This is a genomic window from Microvirga sp. BF8 (assembly GCF_059888585.1).
The window spans coordinates 1,061,146-1,080,924 of the sequence record NZ_CM187619.1; the positions used below are offsets into that span (position 1 = coordinate 1,061,146).

The 19,779-nt window shown below is 61.0% G+C and carries 17 protein-coding genes and 2 pseudogenes; 9 read left to right on the forward strand and 10 right to left on the reverse strand.

The window, feature by feature from the left end:
* Positions 1–13: 13 nt before the first annotated feature.
* Positions 14–406 (forward strand): PRC-barrel domain-containing protein, encoded by a 393-nt coding sequence (locus tag AC522E_RS05050; protein WP_500749294.1) that lies wholly within the window; start codon positions 14–16, stop codon positions 404–406.
* Between the two features lie 150 nt (positions 407–556).
* Here AC522E_RS05050 and AC522E_RS05055 read toward each other — a convergent pair whose 3' ends face one another.
* Both AC522E_RS05055 and AC522E_RS05060 read right to left on the reverse strand, forming a co-directional pair.
* Complete coding sequence (locus AC522E_RS05055) at positions 557–952, reverse strand: PRC-barrel domain-containing protein (protein WP_500749295.1); 396 nt, start codon at positions 950–952, stop codon at positions 557–559.
* A 353-nt stretch (positions 953–1,305) separates the two neighbouring features.
* Entirely contained in the window at positions 1,306–1,668 is a 363-nt protein-coding gene (locus AC522E_RS05060) for a DUF2382 domain-containing protein (RefSeq protein WP_500749296.1), read from the reverse strand.
* 491 nt (positions 1,669–2,159) lie between these two features.
* On the opposite strand from AC522E_RS05060, the gene AC522E_RS05065 reads away from it, so the two are divergent.
* From AC522E_RS05065 to AC522E_RS05085, 5 genes are all read left to right on the forward strand, one after another.
* Positions 2,160–2,651 carry an RNA polymerase sigma factor gene (locus AC522E_RS05065; protein ID WP_500749297.1) on the forward strand — a complete coding sequence of 164 codons (492 nt, stop codon included), beginning with the start codon at positions 2,160–2,162 and terminating at the stop codon, positions 2,649–2,651.
* Positions 2,652–2,667: 16 nt separating this feature from the next.
* Positions 2,668–3,429 carry an anti-sigma factor family protein gene (locus AC522E_RS05070; protein ID WP_500749298.1) on the forward strand — a complete coding sequence of 254 codons (762 nt, stop codon included), beginning with the start codon at positions 2,668–2,670 and terminating at the stop codon, positions 3,427–3,429.
* A gap of 120 nt (positions 3,430–3,549) precedes the next feature.
* On the forward strand, positions 3,550–3,912 hold the full coding sequence (locus AC522E_RS05075) for a DUF1236 domain-containing protein (protein WP_500749299.1): 363 nt from the start codon (positions 3,550–3,552) through the stop codon (positions 3,910–3,912).
* 161 nt (positions 3,913–4,073) lie between these two features.
* Positions 4,074–4,685 carry a response regulator transcription factor gene (locus AC522E_RS05080; RefSeq protein ID WP_500749300.1) on the forward strand — a complete coding sequence of 204 codons (612 nt, stop codon included), beginning with the start codon at positions 4,074–4,076 and terminating at the stop codon, positions 4,683–4,685.
* A gap of 7 nt (positions 4,686–4,692) precedes the next feature.
* Positions 4,693–4,989, forward strand: coding sequence for a hypothetical protein (locus tag AC522E_RS05085; protein WP_500749301.1), 297 nt, complete (start codon positions 4,693–4,695; stop codon positions 4,987–4,989).
* A gap of 206 nt (positions 4,990–5,195) precedes the next feature.
* On the opposite strand, the gene AC522E_RS05090 is transcribed toward AC522E_RS05085, so the two are convergent.
* Positions 5,196–7,052, reverse strand: coding sequence for a S8 family serine peptidase (locus tag AC522E_RS05090; RefSeq protein ID WP_500749302.1), 1,857 nt, complete (start codon positions 7,050–7,052; stop codon positions 5,196–5,198).
* Between the two features lie 2,205 nt (positions 7,053–9,257).
* Between AC522E_RS05090 and AC522E_RS05095 the strand changes: the two genes are divergently transcribed.
* The 3 genes and pseudogenes from AC522E_RS05095 (at position 9,258) to AC522E_RS05105 (ending at position 11,672) form a co-directional block, all read left to right on the forward strand.
* A complete protein-coding gene (locus tag AC522E_RS05095; RefSeq protein ID WP_500749303.1) occupies positions 9,258–10,628 on the forward strand; it encodes a hypothetical protein in 1,371 nt (456 codons plus the stop codon).
* Positions 10,629–10,857: 229 nt separating this feature from the next.
* Positions 10,858–11,225: pseudogene (locus AC522E_RS05100) on the forward strand (DUF1214 domain-containing protein).
* A gap of 168 nt (positions 11,226–11,393) precedes the next feature.
* Positions 11,394–11,672, forward strand: coding sequence for a hypothetical protein (locus AC522E_RS05105; protein WP_500749304.1), 279 nt, complete (start codon positions 11,394–11,396; stop codon positions 11,670–11,672).
* A gap of 42 nt (positions 11,673–11,714) precedes the next feature.
* On the opposite strand, the gene AC522E_RS05110 is transcribed toward AC522E_RS05105, so the two are convergent.
* From AC522E_RS05110 to AC522E_RS05140, 7 genes and pseudogenes are all read right to left on the reverse strand, one after another.
* The gene (locus AC522E_RS05110) at positions 11,715–13,817 is read right to left on the reverse strand and encodes an alkyl/aryl-sulfatase (protein WP_500749305.1); all 2,103 of its coding nucleotides are present in this window, start codon (positions 13,815–13,817) and stop codon (positions 11,715–11,717) included.
* A gap of 263 nt (positions 13,818–14,080) precedes the next feature.
* The gene (locus AC522E_RS05115) at positions 14,081–14,605 is read right to left on the reverse strand and encodes an HdeD family acid-resistance protein (RefSeq protein WP_500749306.1); all 525 of its coding nucleotides are present in this window, start codon (positions 14,603–14,605) and stop codon (positions 14,081–14,083) included.
* Positions 14,606–16,005: 1,400 nt separating this feature from the next.
* Complete coding sequence (locus tag AC522E_RS05120; protein WP_500749307.1) at positions 16,006–16,848, reverse strand: LssY C-terminal domain-containing protein; 843 nt, start codon at positions 16,846–16,848, stop codon at positions 16,006–16,008.
* Between the two features lie 271 nt (positions 16,849–17,119).
* Complete coding sequence (locus AC522E_RS05125) at positions 17,120–17,488, reverse strand: Ig-like domain-containing protein (RefSeq protein WP_500749308.1); 369 nt, start codon at positions 17,486–17,488, stop codon at positions 17,120–17,122.
* Positions 17,489–17,672: 184 nt separating this feature from the next.
* On the reverse strand, positions 17,673–17,957 hold the full coding sequence (locus tag AC522E_RS05130) for a hypothetical protein (RefSeq protein ID WP_500749309.1): 285 nt from the start codon (positions 17,955–17,957) through the stop codon (positions 17,673–17,675).
* A 41-nt stretch (positions 17,958–17,998) separates the two neighbouring features.
* The gene (locus AC522E_RS05135) at positions 17,999–19,438 is read right to left on the reverse strand and encodes a DUF1254 domain-containing protein (protein WP_500750592.1); all 1,440 of its coding nucleotides are present in this window, start codon (positions 19,436–19,438) and stop codon (positions 17,999–18,001) included.
* A gap of 137 nt (positions 19,439–19,575) precedes the next feature.
* A pseudogene (locus AC522E_RS05140) lies at positions 19,576–19,755 on the reverse strand (DUF3604 domain-containing protein); the annotation flags it as partial.
* Positions 19,756–19,779: the final 24 nt, after the last annotated feature.

The following is a 19,779-nucleotide window of genomic DNA, read 5'->3' on the forward strand; positions in this document are numbered from 1 at the left end:
TTTGGCAGTGGAGATGATGATGACCCAGGCAGACACTCCCGGCGCAATGACCGGTAAACCCTTAATCGAGAGTGATCGCGTCGAGGGTACGCCCGTTTATGACCTAAAGGGCGATCATCTCGGAACCATCAAACGGCTCATGATCGAGAAGCTCAGTGGCAAGGTTGCCTATACGGTGATGCGGTTCGGCGGTTTTCTGGGCATGGGTGAGGAGGAGTTTACCATTCCGTGGGGCAAGCTCACCTACGATACCGACTTGGGCGGGTATCGTACTGACGTTACCGAAGAGCAGATCCGAGGTGCGCCGGATTTCTATCGTGGTCGCGACGATTACGACTGGAACGACCGGGAGCGCGAGCGCGAGCTCCACGATTATTGGCGGGCTCCTTATTACTGGCCCATGTGAATACTCCAGGCCTCGCAGCGAGCTGACGAGCTCAACGCACCGAACAAAAGCTCGGGTGAGCAGGCAGGGAAGATGATGGTCGCGCACTTGGCTTCGCCTGCGCCGGCGAAATCCGGCGCAGGCGTTGTATCGGCCTTGCAGATGCAAGCATCAGCGCTGCCAGCGGCCCTCGTATTTGAACTCGGGTGCAGCCTTGAGCTGATCTTTCGTGGCATTCATCACGGCATGCCACTTCCGGTCGTTTTCGGTATAGCTGACCTTGACGGCGCTCGGACGGACGATGACGTAGCGCTCGCCCATACCAAGGAAGCCACCGACCGAGACGATATAGCCGGCGAGATCGCCCTGGGAGAGGATCAAGTCCTTGATTTCGCCGATCGTGTCGTTGGCCTCATTGGTCACATTGAGACCGATCAAATTGTTGCCCAATACATCGGTCGGCTTGGCTGTCACGAAGGTCTCAGTTTTCGTCGCTACGGCGGCTTGAGCCATGGCGCCGCCAGCCATCAGGCTTGTCGCTGCGATCGCAATCAGGATCTGGCGCATGTTTCCACTCCCTAGAAGCAGGTACGCGGTGGAAAATTCCAGCCAGAGGCTAAGGTTCCGATTGGAAAGCTCTGGAGATGGCTGCGGGATCGGTTAGTGCTTCGTTTTGGACTGTGCCTCGACCTTCTCGCTGACGGTCCACCTTGGCGATCGCGCCTGCATGCCCCCTTTCGGTTTTTCCTTTCCCGGCTTCTTTGCTTCGCGGTTTCCGTGCTGCTCGCGGTGTGCCATTGCCAAACCCTCCAGCTGCCTTGGATCAGCTTATATGCCGCCGACCTGTACTCGGTTCCAGGGTTGGTCGTGGTAGGAGCCGAGTACCGCGGAGGACCCGCGACCCGTGTTCATACTGGATGTCATCGGTTTGTCTCCTTATCATTGTTGGTCGATCCGTCCAGAACCTTACGCTCCACGATACCGCGTTGCTTGCGCAGGGAAACTGGCACCTCGACGGCTTCGGTTTCAACGCGGTGCCGGATCTGCAGTCCATCTTTGAGAACCAGACGCTTCTCGACTACGAGCGCCTCCAGCACTGGAACGATCATGACATCGCCGTCGGTCCTGATCTCGAGTGCCGTCTCGACCACCCTGTCGATGGGCACGCGGGTGACCTCTACATCCTCGCGCTGCACGTCCGCATGTGCCAGCTCCTCAACTGTGTCGGTGACCGTTCGCGCTCGCACTCGCCCGGTCGCGATCTGCCGTTTGCCAACGGACACGGTTTCCTCGACGAGGGGAATGACTTCTTCAGACCCAATGCGGGCCCTGTTTCTTAGTACATCGTCAGGGACGGGTTAGGCTCCTCCTCGCGCGGCGGCACGCCTGGAATTCGCGTAGGATCGCCCATGACTGCTTGCGGATGAACGAGAACCAACGGGCGCTGCCCGGCGTAGTTCCCAACTGCAGAGATCGACATTATCAAAGACAACTTTTCCTTTGCGGTTAAGGTTTTGAGTGAGATTCTGATCGTGTGATCGATGACGCGATCGGAATCCGGTATGGATCTGTCTGTATGCGAGGTGCTGGAGCGGATCACCACGGTGCCGGATGTGGTCAAAGCATCCCGGGATGAGAACCATGGCTGGCCCCTAGGTGAACCGTTGTTCCTTTGTGCCCTTATACCATCTCGCTCGACCGTGAATGCCGACGGTCCTGGGAATAAATCGATCCATCATCCGTTTGCATGAAAAATGGGCGGCGCGGAGCAGCGATGTCGACAGCCATTGGACAGGAACTCGTGTCGCTTCTGCCACGCCTGAGGCGCCTTGCCCTTGTGCTCTGCCGCTCGCCGTCTCTGGCGGATGACCTCGTACAGGGCGCCTGCGAACGAGCGCTGGCAAACGCTGGAAGTTTCACCCCGGGCACCCGCTTTGACGCCTGGGCCTTCCGCATCCTGCGCAACTATTGGATTGACCACCTGAGGCGCTCAAGGACCGCGAGCATGAGCGAGGACGTGACGGTGCAGACGCATATCATTGGCGATCCAGGCGAGGAGCCGATCCTGAACAAGCTGCTGCTGTTCGAAGTTCAGCAGATTATCGACGCGATGCCGCCGGAACAGCGGGAGGTGCTGCTCCTCGTCTGTGTCGAGGAACTCGCCTATCGAGAAGCGGCAGAGATTCTGGGCGTTCCGATCGGGACAGTGATGAGCCGTCTCGCACGGGCCCGCAAGCGGCTCGTTGAAATGACGGCCGCGGCCTGACAGTGGGAGGGGGCGTATGGCGCAGATTCATCTCAGTGACGAAATCCTCATGGCGTTCGCCGATGGAGAACTCGACGAGCCGGTCGCTACTGCAGTCGAAAAGGCCATGGCAGGCGATCCGGCCATCGCCAAGCAAGTCGCCGAGTTCCTGCGCAGTCGGCGGTTGGCTCGGTCGGCTTTTCCCGAGGAAACGGCAGCCGACGTATCTCCCGAACTGCAGGCTGCCGTCCAGGCCATGATCGATCGCTTCGAGCTGCCCAGTCGCCAGGGGGCTCAGTCCAGGCTCTGGACATGGATCAGTATGCCCTTCGCGAGAAGGCAGCCACTTTGGCTGACTCTGGCGGCGAGTGTAGCGGGTTTGGTCCTTGTGACAGCCGTCTATGTTGCCCGACCTCACTATTTTCCAGCGGCTGAGGCTGCCGGCCCCATCGCGCTCCTGGCCGATCCGAAGCTCGGCCGCGTCCTGAGCGAAAGTCGTTCCGGACAGGAGCAGGATCTGCCCTTCGGACGGATACGGGTCGTTTCGACGTTCCGCGTCACGAACGGTGCCCTGTGCCGCGAGTTCAAGTTCCAGGCATCCTCTGGGACCGCGGACGCTGTGGCCTGCCGCAACGCCGGCTGGAAGATCACCTTTGCGGTGACTCCGTCGATGGCTGGCGGCGCCTATGTTCCGAGCGGGGAAGGCGACCTGCTCGAGAGCTATCTTCAGAGTGTCGGGGCGGGCGAGCCGCTCTTGGATGCGGCGGAAATCGCAGCACTGCGCGAACCCGAACGCTAGCTATGACGTCGCATGGGCGATGGCATGTCAGCCAGCGGCCGGCCAAGGTAAAAACTCACAAATTCGGGAATAAGACGAGCCTGCATCCGTTTCTCATTCAGTCGGTGTGAGAGGTCTCGTATGCGGACACCATACATCCTGGCCTTCGCAATCTTTCCGCTTGGAGCAGTGGCGACCCTGTCCGGCCCGGTCCCGGAATCGTCGCGCATTAAGGTGGCAGACGCACCATCCGGAACCCTCAGCAGTGCCATTTCCGCCGTCCGAAAGATCACCTACCGCCCCTCCGCTTCCGGCACGCAGGCCCAGTCGGATTCTCCTCCGACAGATCAGGACAACCTGCGTCTCGAGGTCGGCGAGGTGCTCCCTGTGGGAACCGTGCTTCGTTCAGTTCCCAGGCATGCATCCTATCGATACGCCATCGTTCAGGGACAGAGAGCCATCGTCGATGCGGCTTCGCGGCGGATTGTCTACATCATCCGGTGATGAGGTTGGTTCAAATCGCCGGGCAACAGTCTTCCCATCATCAGAACAAGGACTATCCGATGCTCTTCGAACAATGCAGTGCGGAACAGAGTGGGCGGACCATCGATCCCGTTTCATCCGTGGCGTTGAGAATCTGCGCCGGTCCCCTCGTCCGTGCGGGATTGGAAGAGATCCTCAAGTCCACGCGCTTCGTCGTCTTAGCCGAAGAGCCGGGTCTCGACGACATGCTGTGCAATCTTCTCATCGTGGACGAAACCCACCATCCGAGTGGTCTCGCAGACCTGATTATCCAGTTGAAATCGCGGCACCGGGCCTCGCGCGTCGTGGCCCTCGCGGATCATTTTGACATCCGCGACCTAGTCTCGGCGCGGCATGCCGGCGTGGATGGCTTCTGCCTCACAACGTCACCTCGCGATGTGCTGCTTCATTCTCTCGAGTTGGTGATGCTAGGAGAGGTCATTGTTCCGTCAGACGTGATCCTGACGGTTATCGGCGAGGTGGTACATAAGGTAGGTGACTCACTTGGAACCGGGTCCGGGATCCTAAACGGCTCTGCTTCGCCGAGGCGCCCTCTATCGAGCCGGGAAATGGAGATCCTGGGCTGGTTGAAAGAGGGCGCTCCGAACAAGGTCATCGCCCGCAAGCTCAATGTAGCCGAGGCAACCGTGAAGGTGCACATCAAGGCGATTCTGCGGAAGATTGGCGCCGGTAATCGGACCCAGGCAGCGATTTGGGCAGCCGATCATCTGCCGCATGTCGCTGCAATCCGATGATCATGCCATGACCGCAACATATCGCCATTCACATCACGGCAGCATTGGACCCCTGGCCCGCTTGGCCAACGACCCAGCAAGCTCGGGATGCCTCAAGCTGGCCTACAATCTGTTCCGGCATAAGGATGAAGTGGGCCTGTACTGTGCGGTCCCGCAGGACAGGCCGGTTCCGACATTCCTGACCGAGGATAAGTGGGACTACGCCTGCCTTGCGGACACCAGCGCGTTGCCCGGCTTCGACGCCGACGCTGCCCGCGCATCCACACAGGCCGATGGCTTCTATCTCTTTGGTGCAGAGCCGTGAGTCATGACGGTAGCAATCAACGTCCGTCGGCCATGCTGGTGGGAAGCTAGGTCAGACACGAAGAGGGCGGCCTCATCGGCCGCCTGCTCTGGTGTCCACTGCGGAGCGGGGCCTTCGATTTGCCCTATGAGCCGGGGGACGGCGAGCCTTGCTGGCTCCTGACCTGCCTCTGCCGGCGGCCGACTGATCCGCAGGGTCTGGATGGCTCAGCGCGCCTCAAGGTGCCCGCCGGTTGGTGACACACCCGGTGCCTCGTGGCTTGTCGCGATGGCGGGGGGCTCGGGCCGCGTGCACAGGCCTGCCAACTGGATGAGGCCGAAGCCGAAGACCGGATCGCGCCCCGGCTGGCCCAGATCGCGAGCGCTCTCCTCCAGGCTCGTCTGGACGGCCTTGGCGTCCAACTCCGGGTGAGAGGCTAGAACCAGCCCTGCAGCGGCCGACACGAAGGGAACCGCATAGGATGTCCCTGTCCTCAACATGCCGCTGCCCTGGGCGGCGGCCGTCCAGACGTTCACTCCGGGGGCGGACAAGTCGACATAGGATCCACGGGTGGCGCGTCGGTACACGTTCAGGTCGTGATCGATGGCCGTGACAGCGACAACGCCCGGATAGGCCGCCGGATAAGAGGGCTCTGCCCCGGCCCCGTTGTTGCCCGCGGCCGCCACGATCACGATGCCCTTGGCTTGGGCCGCCGCGATCGCCGTCGCCAGGACCTCGTTGGACGGTCCCGACAGACTCATGTTCATGACTCGCACCCCGCGCTTGGCAAGGGCCTCGATGGCAGCCACGAGCGTCATCACGTCAGTCCGGTCAGCTGTGCCGCCGTCGCGATAGAAGGCGTCGACCGCAATGACTTTTGCCTGCGGCAGGAGGCCGGGCGTCTGGCTAGCCTGGTTCCCGACAAGAAGCGCCGCGACGGCCGTGCCGTGATCCTGCAACGAGTCGGTGGCATGGCGCTCAGGCAGACGGACGACCTCGACTGCCTGTTCCTTCAGGGCTGCATGGTTCACGTTCACGCCCGTGTCGATCATGCCGATGAGCGGAACCGGGCCGCATGGGGACGTCCGTGGTCCTGGCCAGTCGACGAGCGAAGCCCAGTCGGTCCGGGGAAGGACGCGACACGCGGTGCCCATGCAGGCAGACCGGGCATCATCGAGGTAGTAGAACTGATCGAAATCCACCGCGGCCCGCGCGTCGACCAGGCGGACTCTTTGCCGGGCCCGCGCCACTGATAGGCGGCCGGGCACCCGCAGCCTGACCACCTCAGGCGCGACGCTGCCCTGGGTGCGAGCCTCGACGCGAAAGCCCCGCGCCGTCAGCGTGGCCAGATCCTTCTGGGACAGGCCCGAGGCCAAGATGAAGCGCGTGGATTGCCGTGGCTTGGGTCGTCGGTCGATGGCCTCGACGGGCTGCGTCCTGACCAGAGCCCCCATCCTGGCTGCCGGCGTCCGCGCACCCACCTGGATCTGATCGGACGTCGTCCGAGCGGAGGCTGCAGCCCTGTTTCGACTCGCCCGGGCCCTTTCGCTGGCGAGTTGGCCGTTGCCGGTCGACGCGGTTCGGGAACCCGATGAATTGACCTTCGCGCTCCCCCTGGGACCTGGGCTCGCGCTCAATCCGCTGTTGGACCCGGCCTTTCCATTATTGCTGGAACTGGCATTGCCGTTGCCGCTAGCACTGTTGTTGCCCTTGCCCGCCCCGATGCCGCCGCCCGCGCTCGCTCCGCCACCGTTTGCGTGGCCCACTCCGCCGTCAGCGTTGCCGCCAAGGGCTCCGGCGTTGGAATGGCCGCCGCCGTTGCCGTTGCTACCATCGCGCCCACTATTGCCGTTTCCACCACCGGCATTCCCGTGATTACCGGCGTTGCCACCTCCGCCGTTTCCGCCATGGCTCCCGCTGCTGCCCCCGTTGCCGTTGTTGCCGCCGTCGCCTCCCTTGGCGAGGACGGACTCATTCACGATGGATAGGCTCAATCTATGGCCGAATTCCAGTTGAATGCGGAAGGGAACGGCGACCGCAAGTCCAGCAATCCCGACGAGGATGGGTCGCCACCAGCGTGCCATGCTTCTCCTCTCCGACCAGCAACGCGGCTGTTAGCGCGGCCGTTGCAGGGCGATTGATAAGTACACGCAATCCCGACCTTGACCATCGATCGCGCAAGGCACTGCACCGCATGTTGTTTATCGTACCTGAGATGAATCGAAACGAACTAATCAAAAGATGTTTCAGATCTTAAGCTTGGCAACAGGCGCGGCCTGTCTAGGGTCAGGACCTTTTAGTTAAGCTTTAGGTCTAATTCAGGCCTTCCGTCACAGGCGGCGACGCTACCGGACACGCAAGAAGAGGTCGACCGCGAATGCAACATGGTGAGGCTGACGCTTCCGACCCCGTTATTCCGCAGCTCATGCCGACCGCGGACAGAACCATGACCCGACAAGTAATATCAGCCAGACGTACAAAGGCGCCGTTCAAAGAGCTTGACCAAAAGCCTCGGAATAAGAAAACAGAGCCTGAGATGCTGCCTGAATTGAGTACCCACGTTGCTCCATTTAGCTGTTGGCCATGACGGATAATCTCACGCATAATGAAAGAATGACTAAACGGCATCGGGAGGCGTTCCTTGCGCACCGTAAGCCAAATTACCGCGCCTCAAACCTTGTATTTTACTCTACCCTGGCCTTCGCGCAATCTCCGGCAATCGCTTCCCCAGTGGTTCCTTTTTCGGATATCAAATTCGTTATCGCGGCGCTTCAATTCGATCCGCATAAACAAGGAGCATCGACGTACTGGCGTTCGGCCGCCGACGGAGAGAGCGGACCTTCCGTTGGATGCGGCGGAGGTGAAAGTGCAGGACGAGGCCGCTTATAAAATTGGATCTTCGGGCACGCAGAAGTTTATACGAGCAAACCTGGCCTGCCACGACAGCTATGAGCCTTGGTCGCGTATCCGGATGTACTTGGCGAGCATAGGAACGTCATCCACGAGAGGTGCGTTGTGTGCAGCAGTTTTGGGGAGCCCTTACTGCAAACGCAACTGGTTTCGCTGCGGCGAGAGCTCCATCGAAGGAGCCTCTTAGCAGGTCACCCGGGCCCGAAGGGCCTGCATCGGCAAATTTGTCTGGAGGTGCCATGCTTCGAGCTTTACTTGTCCCTATCATTGCAATTGTGCTGCTTTCAGGTTCGCCAGTTTCTGCCAAGGGAGAAGGCAACGGAGACAAAGGCGGTGGAAATGGTGGAAGCGGCGGCAAGGGGAGCGAGGATGGAGGCGCAGCGAGTCACGGCAATGGGCGTAGCGCAGGCGAAGGCCGTGGCAACGATGCCGGAGGTGGTGGCAGCCATGCAAACGGAAATAGTGGCAAATCAGGCGGGGCCGGGCAAGAAGGCGGATCCGCTCTCGGCGGCCAAGGTAGTGCGAGCAGCAGCAGAAGCGGAGACCGCCAGAGCGATAGGAGCAGTGGCAGCCAAGTAGGAGGGGATCTTGGCGGCGAAGGCCGCACCGCTGGTAGTCAGAGTAACGGAAATGGCAGCTTAGGGAACCGAAGCAGCAACAGCGTTAGCGTAAAATCCGGCCCGGCCCCGGTTTCGCCGTCCACCTCAACAACACCAGACAGGTTGGGCACAATAAGCCCGCCCACGATGCCTACAGATGCGGTCGCGACAAACACTGTACTAACAGCAACCCCGCTTAACATTGGAGAAAGCAATAACGAGCCGACGCTACCGCTCTCGCTAGCTCCTCGTTTTGATACACGAAACTTCACACAGACCAGTGTTCAAGGGTCAATCCTCCCGCGCGGAAGCATCCCAGTCCAAATAGTCCAAATGTGTCGTAATTCCATAATCAGGGCGGCGGTCCCTTATGGAGCAGTACGAGTAGATGCAGCTAGCGCTGGACAGCTCAATCGTACTCGAGGCGGGGGACTCGTGGCTCCAATCGAGGTGAGAGTGGCCTACACTCGAGCGACGGTTCACCAGATCCGCCAGTCTCGCATCTCATGCCGCCTCAATGCTGCCGGAGCGGTTGTAGGTTTGCAGGGATAATCAATAGGGAAGACATGGTCGAAGCGGAATGTTGCCGAGATATCAATATCTACTCGTATGCATGCTGTTTCAGCTGTCGACCCTGATCGATCCATCCGCCGTCTCTGGCGATACGGCCGTGGGAGCCTCGGTATGATGCAACAGACAACCTTGCCTTGCTACAGGAGATGGCTCTGGGACACACCGCGGGGCCAACATAGACGATCCGGCATTATTGCGATTGCAACAATGACAGGGATGCTCCTTTGCTCTCCGACAGCAACCGCGGACGAGGATGCCGCTGGCACGGCCATTCTCACAGGCACAATCGATGCAAAGGATGTCCAAGGAGTGCTGGAACCAGAACACAGCAATGCATTGCAAACAGCGACACCAACCCCGCGTACGGTAAAAGCCTTGGTTGACTGGAACCGGGTACTTCCAGTCCTGGCCGCCTCACCTGAGAGAATGGGACTTATTGCAAATATTGATACCTTCATGCGACAAGGAGACCAGGTCGGAGCAAAGCAGTTGCTTGCAACCGTCACAGACGTATGCGGGCTGGCAGTGACGCTGGACGATCATTTTCATGAAACTTCTTTGCAAGCGGCATTGCAGAAGATGGCAGCCAACAGGCCGAGTTCAAATGCGTCGGTGCTTCCCCTGCCTTCCGTTACTGGTACGATGGCCAGCGAAGCCGGAGTAAATAATGTCAACGAGGCGCTTGAGCGCGATCGGAGACGCGCCGATGCGATGCAGCGGCAATTGGAAATGGCCAGAGAAGAGCTTGAAACTCTCAAGGCAGAAAAGTCGAGGACGGTAGAGCTTTCGAGTGCACTAGAGCAGGAGAAGAAACGGGCAGCATCTACAGCGAATGACTTGAAGTTGGCACAGGACCGGCTAGCGTCAGCCGGATCCAGTGAGGATAACGTCGTTAAACTCAGAGAGGCAATGATCGAAGAGAGAGACCGAGCAGATAGAGCCCAATCGGCTTTTGCTGCAGCACAGGGCGAGCTTGGGGTTTTAAGATCGAATGAGACGCAACTTTCAGCGCTGAAGGATGCGCTTCACGAGGAACGAAAGCGCGCCACATTGATTGCCGGCAAGCTAACCTCCGTGAAAGCGCAACTTGTTGCTTTTCAGACGAGGGCAGTCAATGCCGAGAGCGCATTGCGACAGGAACAGGAGACTTCGGCCGTGGCACTCCGCAACCTGCATTTGGCAATAGCGGAGCTTGCCGCCTTGGAGACTCCAAGGTCGCTCAACCCTGCGAGGGTAGTTCCCGACATCCCACCCATGCAGAATGAGCCTCCCGCCTTCGCGTCAGATGACAAAAAAGCAGGACAAGAAAGCAATAAGGACAAACGTCGCGAGCCTTCTCAAAAAGCACGACAGGCTGCGCTACCACCAGGATCACGAGCACCAGGTGAGGCAACTGGCAGAGCTGGTCCACCCCATGATGTAGGTAACCGAGCTATTTCTCGCGACAAGAAGCTATCTGCCAAGCTGAGTCGGACGCCACGCGTGCTTATCCAGAATGGCGTGGAGATCCAGGGCGGAGATGATCTCGATTTACCGACAATCCTGCTGCCGGATGCTCGCTATTGGCAGACTGACTGAGATTGACCCTTTATCAGTTTGCGGCACTTACACAGTCGAAGGTATTGTCGATTTGCACTTTGCAAGCGAGGAACTTAAGGCACTGTCCGACGACGCGCTGAGACTCACGACGTCCGAGAGGCTATTCGGTTCACCATCCGAGATGAAGGGCAAGTACCGCGAGCGCGCCATCGGCGCGCTGGCCGGGATCTACGGCAACCCGGCCGAGGAGGGCCTCTACCCATCATACATGACGGGCTATGAAGGTCGGCTGCTCGATGCGTCCAAGCACCGCTACGCATTCCGCTTCACGAAGGACACGCTGCCACCCGTGGGCGCGTTCTGGTCCATCACCATGTACAATGGGACAACCCGGTTCCTCGTTGACAACCGATCGACCGCTATCTGATCAGTTCACCGATGCTGCCCGGTCTCAAAGAGAACGAGAACGGCGTGATCGTCATCTACATGCAGCACGAAAGTCCGGGTGACGATCTCAGGTCGAACTGGCTGCCGGCTCCGGACGGACTGATGGGTGTCGTCATGTGCCTCTATTTGCCAAAGCTTGACGCTCTGGACGGGCGGTGGAAACCTCCGGTCGTCGAGATCCTGCCCTGATCAGACGACACCGACAGAGCCGGGCGACTTTACGGACGTGAAGCCGGGGACCGGATTGGCGGCAACAGCATGCACATTGGCTTGGGTACGGCCACGAGGTAGAAGCAGCCGGCTCGTTCTGGAGCGATTGGCGTTCTGGCCCTGATGGCTGGCCTCGCCTGCGGAGCGGTGCAGTCAACCGGGGACGGCGTCAGCCTTTACATGCCGGGCTTGCGGGGGCGGCTGGCCGGCGTTATGCCCCCGCCCGTGTTCTACTTCCAGAACGACGCCTATTATTACTACGGCGAGCTGCCCGGAGCCCGACGACTCCAGATTGGCAGCGCCGTCGTCTCCAACGTCAAGCAGCGCGCCGGGATCGCCAAGGACCGCGGCGCCGACGGGAGCCGAGCCGAGAACAAGCAGCGCGGCAACGAAGATGGATGCCACCAATCCACGGACCGTGGCTGATGCACGTGCTTGTTTCATGGGGTCTTCCTTTCTGTGGACTGCCTACTCGGCGATCGCATGACCCGGATCGGCCTCATAGTCCTCGACTCGTGCAACCTCCGTGCCCTTAGACTTGGTGCCGGGCATGATCTCGAAGCGCGGATCGAAGTTGACGAAGGTCGATGCGAGCTGCTTCAGGATGCCGACGTTGCCCTCGGCCTTTGCGGTCCCGTCCGCGATCTGCGCGTCAAGGGTCTTCTCCCCGGTCATGGTCTGCTCCAGATCGGAGCGATTGATCGTGAGGGTCAGGTCCGGATTGGGGGCCGTGAAGCCCTTGATGTTCGTGAGCGTTGCGTTCCCCAGCTCGACTACAAACCGCTCGCCGTTGTCGGGCGTGATCAGGTTCATCGTGAACCGCATGTCCTCGGCCTTGCGGCTGTCCATACGAATGGCCAGGAAATTGAGGAACAGTTCGGTCGACATGGCCCGGACCACGTCGGGGCTGCTCGAGCTGGCGGTCGCCCCCTCCGGAATGCCCGTCCGCAGCTCATACGCGGCCGCGAGATAGCAGTTCCGGAGACCGGGATTTTCCTGCTGGTATCCGACCTGCTCGAAGGTGTCGGCCAGCAGGTCCTTGGCGGTCTGGTTCTCCGGTTCGGCCTGCACCAGCTTGTTCACGATCTCCTGGGCCAGCAGGTACTTGCCTTCGTCATGCAGTTGCCGTCCGCGGTCGATGATCTTCTCGCTGCCGCCCATCATCTCGACATAGAGCGGCGCGGAGTCCGCCGGTGACAGCGGGACGAGGGTTGTCGGGTTGCCGTCCCAGAAGCCGAGGTAGCGCTGCACGACGCCGCGGCTGTTGTGCTCCGGAGAGCCGTGATAGCCCCGGCAGTGCCACTTGTCCTGCAAGCTCTTCGGCACTTGGTAGACATTGTGGATCTCGTTGATCGTGACGCCCTGGTTGGCGAGATGAAGGACCTGGTTGTTCATGTGGGCGTAGAGATCGCGTTGGGCGCGCAGCACCTCCTGCACGCGGTCATTGCCCCAGCGCGGCCAATGGTGTGAAGCGAACATGACGTCCGCCTCAACGCCGAAGCGGTAGAGCGCCTCGCCGATGTACTTCGACCAGCGCAGCGGGTCGCGGACCTGAGCACCGCGCATCGTGTAGATGTTGTGCAGCGACGCGATGACGTTCTCGGCCATCCAGAGGGCCTTCATATCGGGAATGTAGGTGTTCATCTCCCGCGGCGCCTCGGTGTTCGGCGTGTTCTGGAAGACCATCCTGACGCCGTCGACCTCGAACTCCTCGATATCCTTCTCGACATGGCGCGTGGGTGCAAACAGGCCCGACGCCCCCGACGAGACGGCTTGGCCGAGGCCCTGACCGACATAGCCGTACGGACTGGCGGGGAGCAGGATGCCGTACTGGTAGAACAGGCGCCGGTTCATGGCGTTGCCGGCATAGACGTTCTCGGACACCGTGAAATCCATGAAATCGACAGGAGCGATGATGGGAACCTTCCCGGACCTCACGTCCGCCTCATCAATAAGGCCGCGCACGCCGCCCCAGTGGTCGCCATGGGTGTGGGAATAGATTACGGCCGAGACTGGCAGGCCTTCGCCGACGTGCTCCTGGAACAGCTTCCAGGCGGCGCGGACCGGTTCCGCGCTGACCATCGGATCGAAGACGATCCAGCCGGTCTTGCCCCTGACGAACGTGAGGTCGGACAGGTCGAAGCCGCGGACCTGGTAGATGCCGGGCAGGACCTCGTAGAGGCCGTAATTATTGTTCAACTTGGAAATGCGCAGCAGCGAAGGATGGATGCTGTCGAAGTCCTCCTTCTCGTCCAGGAAGCGGAAGCGCTCCATGTCCCAGGCCGCATGGCCGGCATCGGCCATGATCTTCATGTCCTGCATGGGTGCGATGAGGCCCCGCTTCTGTTCCTCGAAATCCCTCGTGTCGCCGAACGGCAGCTTGGTCCGAGCCTCCTTGAGCACCTCCAGCGTGTACTTCGACGGCGCCTTGCCCTTGGGATGGAAGTGCCCGGCAAGTGGAGCGGATGCGGGCTGCGCCTGTGCGGGACTGTCGTCCAGGACCAAACGGCCGGCAACAGCGAAGGCGGCGCCCGCCGGAAGGGATTTGATGATGTCTCGTCGGGTCGCCATCGATCTCTCCTCAATGAAGATCTGATTGTGTGCAATACGCAACGCCATTGATCATGGAATTCTGCTGCGACCAGGCTCCTCCTGGAGCTGATCCTTCTCAACCGGAAACCGTTCTCGATCCGCAAACTCCGCTTCGTCAGGCACCGGCATCGCAACGGCACAACGATTTGGTGACGAGGTCCGGCCCACCCGCCATACCAACCTGTTTCAAGGCTGACGCTTCAATGCCAAGCCCATGCCGCTCCAACCGATGCCAGCGAGGATCAGATCAATGCCGAGAAGATCCCGAGCATGAACAGACTCAAGACCGGCCACTGGGCGAGAACCGTACCGCCTACGAGCACGGTAATGACACCCGACAGCGCGACCCAACCCCATGACGTCCCCTGCATCATCTGCATGGCCAGGAAGATGCGCAGAAAGCCCGAGACGATCAGGTCGATGCCGAGGATCAGCGTCAGGACGGTGGCAGCCAGAAGCGGGATTCGGAAGGTGACGAGACCCGCGATGACATAGAGTGCCCCGAGCAGCGCCCACAGGAAGAACTTGCCCCACGTCTTCACCCTGAAAGCGTTGACGACTTCGGCGATCCCGCTGACCAGCATCATCGCGCCGACGACGGCCACGGAGGCGACGGTCGCCATGACCACGCTTCCGAGAGCGATGACGCCGGCGGCCACGTAGACGACGCCGAGTGCGACGATCCAGCCCCAACTGACACGAAGGGGATCGATGTCCTGGTCCGCACGTCTTGGAAGCGGCGTGCCGAGTCTGGCAGTGTCCGACATGGGTCAGTCCTCCGCGAGAACGGATCGCTCCGATATGGATGATCAATAAAACCATGTTCTTTGAGGGGGGCGCTTGACCGATTCAGACAATGACTTGACATCTGCGACACGTCCCTCCGGTCGATGGGCCAAATTAAGAGGTGCCTGGCTGGTGGCACATCAGGAGATCGGAGGAGTATTTTTGATCGAAAGACGGGTAAGCTTCATCCCTTGGCCAGGTGGCACTGTATGCCGATGATGCAAGCACTGCTCTTTCGTAGGCTGATGCCTTTGCAGTGCATTCTTGGCGCCTCGACTGGCAGAGCTTGTGGCAAGAAACGTCTCGTATCGTCTCTTTTCGGTGCGGCAAAATTGACCAGGCTCGCGATCGAGATCCGTCGATGCTGTCGTGAAATGTTCAGCAATTGTCCATTCTGGTCAAGCACCGACTGGACCGAAATGATATGAGGTGTGCTCACAGAGTGAAGGATGCAACGCATCCACCTCTTTGTGGAGGCGCTTCGAGGGCTGCACTTTCGGCAGTGACATGCCCAGACAGCGCCGAATGGCGGGGGCGTCAGTTTCATCCCTAACGTAGTCGCACATCGCTTCTTTGCAAAAGCGCTATGAGGAGGCTCTTATGAAAGTACTATTGAGTCTGATGTCGGCGGCCGCCTTACTGGTATCGCTCAGTGGGCCAGCTTCAGCACAGTCAACTCCCTCGAACAGGCCTTGCAAGCAGGGAGAGCAGATGATCGGTGGCGTGTGCAAGCCGCTCACGAGAACGTCTCCCCGACATGAAGGTTACTACAACGCCCCTCGCACCACCGGTAGCACATCCCGGACGGCTTCGACACGGGGAACTCCCTCGAGCAGATCCTGCAAGCGAGGAGAACAATTGATCGGTGGCGTGTGCAAGCCGCTCACGAGAGGCAATCCCCGCTAGACTCGGCAGGGCGCGCCCAACGGGAACCGCGCCCAGTTGCCCCGCTTGCATTGACCCAATGCGGCAGGATGGTCCGTTGCCTCAAGGGAATTCGTTGGGATCATTGCGGTGTGGCTTATTTCCTGGTTCCGGGAAGTGAACGACAGGCATGTCTGACCATGGGTCGGGCATCATAGCAGCGGAGGCGGCAACGCAGGTCAAGCTGAATTCCGGCGACCATCCGTCATTCCAGAACATCTCTGCCCCGCTGTGCTGGCGGGTTGTGGGCAAGATGGACGGACATCCGTGAGGCGTCCGGACTCCGAGCGAGGGTTTCCTCACGCTCTGCCTCGGCGAGGTTTCGGTTCAACCGTATCGGTTGTTGGCACCACTCGCACGGCGCACCCCGCCGTGGCCGCGCTCGCATGCATTCTCTTGCCACGAAGTAGTCCTTCGTTCCATCTCGAGACGTGTCGGTCGGCTTGTTCGGGCTTCGTTAGTCAGATGCAGAGAATCTCCTCAACGTTCCCGCGACAGTGGTCCAGATGCCGTCCTTCACGGCCACGAGGGCGGGCGTCGAGAGCACGACAGGCGGCTGCGGACGTCTTTCCCCTGCCATGACGAGGACGGCGACCCAGACCTCGCCATCGGTGTGATAGGGATCGCCCTCACCGTTGCGCCCGTTCAGCGTAGGGCCGATGCCGGACACCTGGTACCTTATCGTCACCATTCCGGCCTGAACCAGATCGTCAATCAGGCCATCGCGTTCGGCGTCGATGTCGGATGCGATGTGATGCGTGACCTGACCGGTGTAGCGGCTCACGCCGACACCGCGATCGAACGTCACGGATCCGAGCCAGACGGGCCGGCCTTCCTGGCCGCTTTCCAGGACTTTCCAGAACCGCACATGATGGCGCTGGTCCGCGCTTGATCCGACGGGCTTTTCGTAGGCGAGGTCCTCTCGTCGACCGTCGTAGAAAAGGGGGCTCACCGGCGCGTCATGGTAGGGTCGGTCGAGGAGCACGCTGTCGACGATCTCGAGACTGCTCCGCAGCGTGACCGGATCGGCCGGGTACCAGCCCGCCGCATGCATGCCGCGAACGACGTCCTCTTTTGATCCGACGAGGCCCACGTTCAGCGGATCACCGGGAATGCCTTGCGCCGTGTGCGTCACCATCGGCCGGCCTTCGAGGCCGTGCTGGTGCTCGTAGTGGGTCCACGCCGCGGGCAGTGCGACATAGGCCAGGAGAGCGTAGGCTGCGAGGATGATAATGGCGGCGACCACACCTTTCCGCAGCCGGGATGCTCCCGGGAACGAGTGCCGATCATGTACTTTCATAACGGAAACCTCCGCAAGCGGAGCCGGAGATGCGCAGGGCGACAAAAGACCCCGTCCGGTCTTTTCCGGACGGGGTGAAGGTCGGACACGCCGCGACGGAGGAAGGGATCTGGGACATCCGTGGTGGCAGCCTATCGCATCCTGGGCATTCTCCCGTGCCGCGACAGTGAGAATTGCCGCGGCGCTCACATATGGCGACTTCCAGGCTCGGGCCGCCACCCCACTGATGCCGAGGTCTCGCGACCCCGGCACCGTTTGTTGATGCGTTCAGCTACTTGACGGTCACCCTGTAGCTGAGCACCGACCTGCCAGGCTTCTGGTCGATGCTCTGCCCCTGCGCCGTGATCGCGAAGCTGTCGGGTCCGTGGTAGCCAGCGCTGGGCTCATAGGTCCACGTGTCTTTGTCGACCATCTTGAGGGTTCCGTGCTGCGGGCGCTGGCTTACCTCGGAGCTGGTGAGTGTGCCTTGAGGGCTGATGTCTGACATGCAGCCCTGTCCGGCCTGGACTTCAAAGGCGGCGTTCATGTTGGCTCCCATGATGGCCCGGTTTCCATCGATGACGCACATGCTCTGGGCAAGCGCTGGCCCGGCGGACAGAACTGCCAACGGGAGTGCTACGATCGAAAACGACTTCCTCATGATGATCTCCTCTCGATGATCCTCGATAACCAGTCGAGGTCCGCCCCCTGCACAGCTCTTGTTGGCCTTCGATCGGCGGGCACCTGGTCCGAGCACGGGACCCGCCAGTCTCGGACGGCCTGTCACGATTTGCGCTTCGACGCGGGTCGCTGGCCACGTTCGCAGCCGTATCGATCGGGTGCCTTCAAAAATCGTCGGACCCGTCCTTGCACCGGTAGCCGATGAAGCATTGCGGGTTGTTGGAGCTCGGAACCCATGCCGGCTCGGGGAACTGGTCGGCCAAGCACTCCGCGCCGCTCCTGACGAAGCGGGCATAGGTGGATGGGCTAGTATCGAGGACTACCGCGCCTTCCCGCGTGACCAGCTGGCGGTTGGCGCCGCATGTCCGCTGTGATGTGGGCGGACCGACCTGTGCGGACGCTACGGTCGCAGTTAATGCGAGCACGGATATTGCGAGCAGATATCTCATCGATTCCTCCTCTGTGTTGAAGGGCAGTTACCGGCGCACAGCTATGCCCGATCGGTCACCTTCTTGACCGGTGGGATCGTCCAAGTGCCGTCGATGATCGACGGGTTGGCCTCATTCGGCCAGTACATCCGCAGCATCAGGATGAACTTGCCGGCGGGCGCAGGCAGCCAGTTCGACTCCTTGTCCGCTCCGGGCGAGTCCTTCTGGATGTAGAGGTCGACCGAGCCGTCCGGATTGGCCTTCAGGTCCTGGCGCGCGCTGATCGAGTAGCGGTTGATCGGATTTGGCACAAAGAAGTAGGCGCCGTCGTACATCGTCAGCGACCAGAAGCCCTCTACCGGCGGCAATTGGCCCTTGGCAAAGCGCATCACGTACCTGTTTGCGCCGTCATAGGCCCGGCCTTCGCCGTCCTTGAGCGAGGTCGGATAGACGGCATCCTGCGGGCGGTTGGCCCCGAGGCCGATCGCCGTGACGAGAGCCCGCATCAGGTAATCGGTGCCGTAGATCCCGGTCTTCGTCGTGAAGCCCCAGCCGTCAATGTCGTGGACATCCTTGTTGATCTTGAATTGGATCATGATCCGGTCGTTGGCGATCTCCGGGATGCGCCTGGCGAAGTCGGCACGCAGCTTGCTCGCATCGAAGTCCTGGCCGGGCACGAGCCCGATCCGGGCGAACTTCGCAAGGGCGGGAGCATCCGCCGCCGACGGTGGATTCGTCTTCATCAGCTCCGCCAGCAGGGTGAAGTACGCCACCGCGTCCATGAGGTTCACCTGGTCGCGCACGGCGGTCTTCATGTCGATCGAGGGATCGACCTTGCCGGCAGGTGGCGTGTACGGCTTCCCGTAGGAGCTGAGCGGTACCAGCTTGACCTGATCCTGGAGCGCATGCACCTCGGCGTAATCCTCCGGCGTACCAGTGCAGTAGATGCGGCCGAGCAGCCAGACGATGTTGGTGGGGGACTTGTACTCCTTGACGCCCGCCGGCAGCGTGCCGCTCCAGCGGGGCCCGGTGATGGCATAGGTCTGGGCACCGGTGCCAGTGGTGCGCTTGCCGGGAACCTGGAATACCGTCGTCCAGCCGTCCAGCATCGGCATCAAGTAGTAGCGGTCCTTCATGTCCGGCAGGCTCAACACCCAGGGTTCCTGGCCGACGTCGAAGAACGCGGTCGTGTAAAGCGTATCCGCATTGGGCGCGGTCACGTCCCGGAACGTGGCATCCGGATAGTGCCGGAGCTTGATGACCTGGCCCATCGGCGCCCGGGTGCCCTCGGGGGCGGCCACATTGGTGATGATCCGGCGCGTCATCTCCATGGTGACCAGCGGGTAGCCGTAGATGTAGGCGTCGGTTGCCAGCCAGAAGTCCTCGAGCCCTTCGTCGATACCCAGCAGCTCGCCCAGATGGGCCTCGCTGACGGTGCTCATCGTGGTTCCGGCGAGCAGGCCCACGGCACCGATCGTCGCCTGGCGGCGGGTCAGATCCATTGTCATGACAAGTCTCCCTTGCGTTCCGGTTCCTGAATTCCGCGCAGCATCCGTCTTGCTCCACAGGGCAGACGACCATGGGTACTTACCGGCGCTGCGGCGCCACAGGCGGCCTGTGTCCCTATCGAAAGAGGCAAGTAGCCGAGCGGGTGCGGGATCGGCTCGCCGGTGGCGTAGGCGGAGGCCTCCGCCGGCCCGGTCACGGTGTTGCCGAAGATGTAGGCGTCGAAGGACCAGCTCGTGTGAACATGGGTCTCGCCGAAGATGGCCTTGCGTTCGGGATTGGCTTGGGCCTGGGCCAGCGCCGACGCCGTCATCAGGCCGAGGGTCGCGCGCCCGAG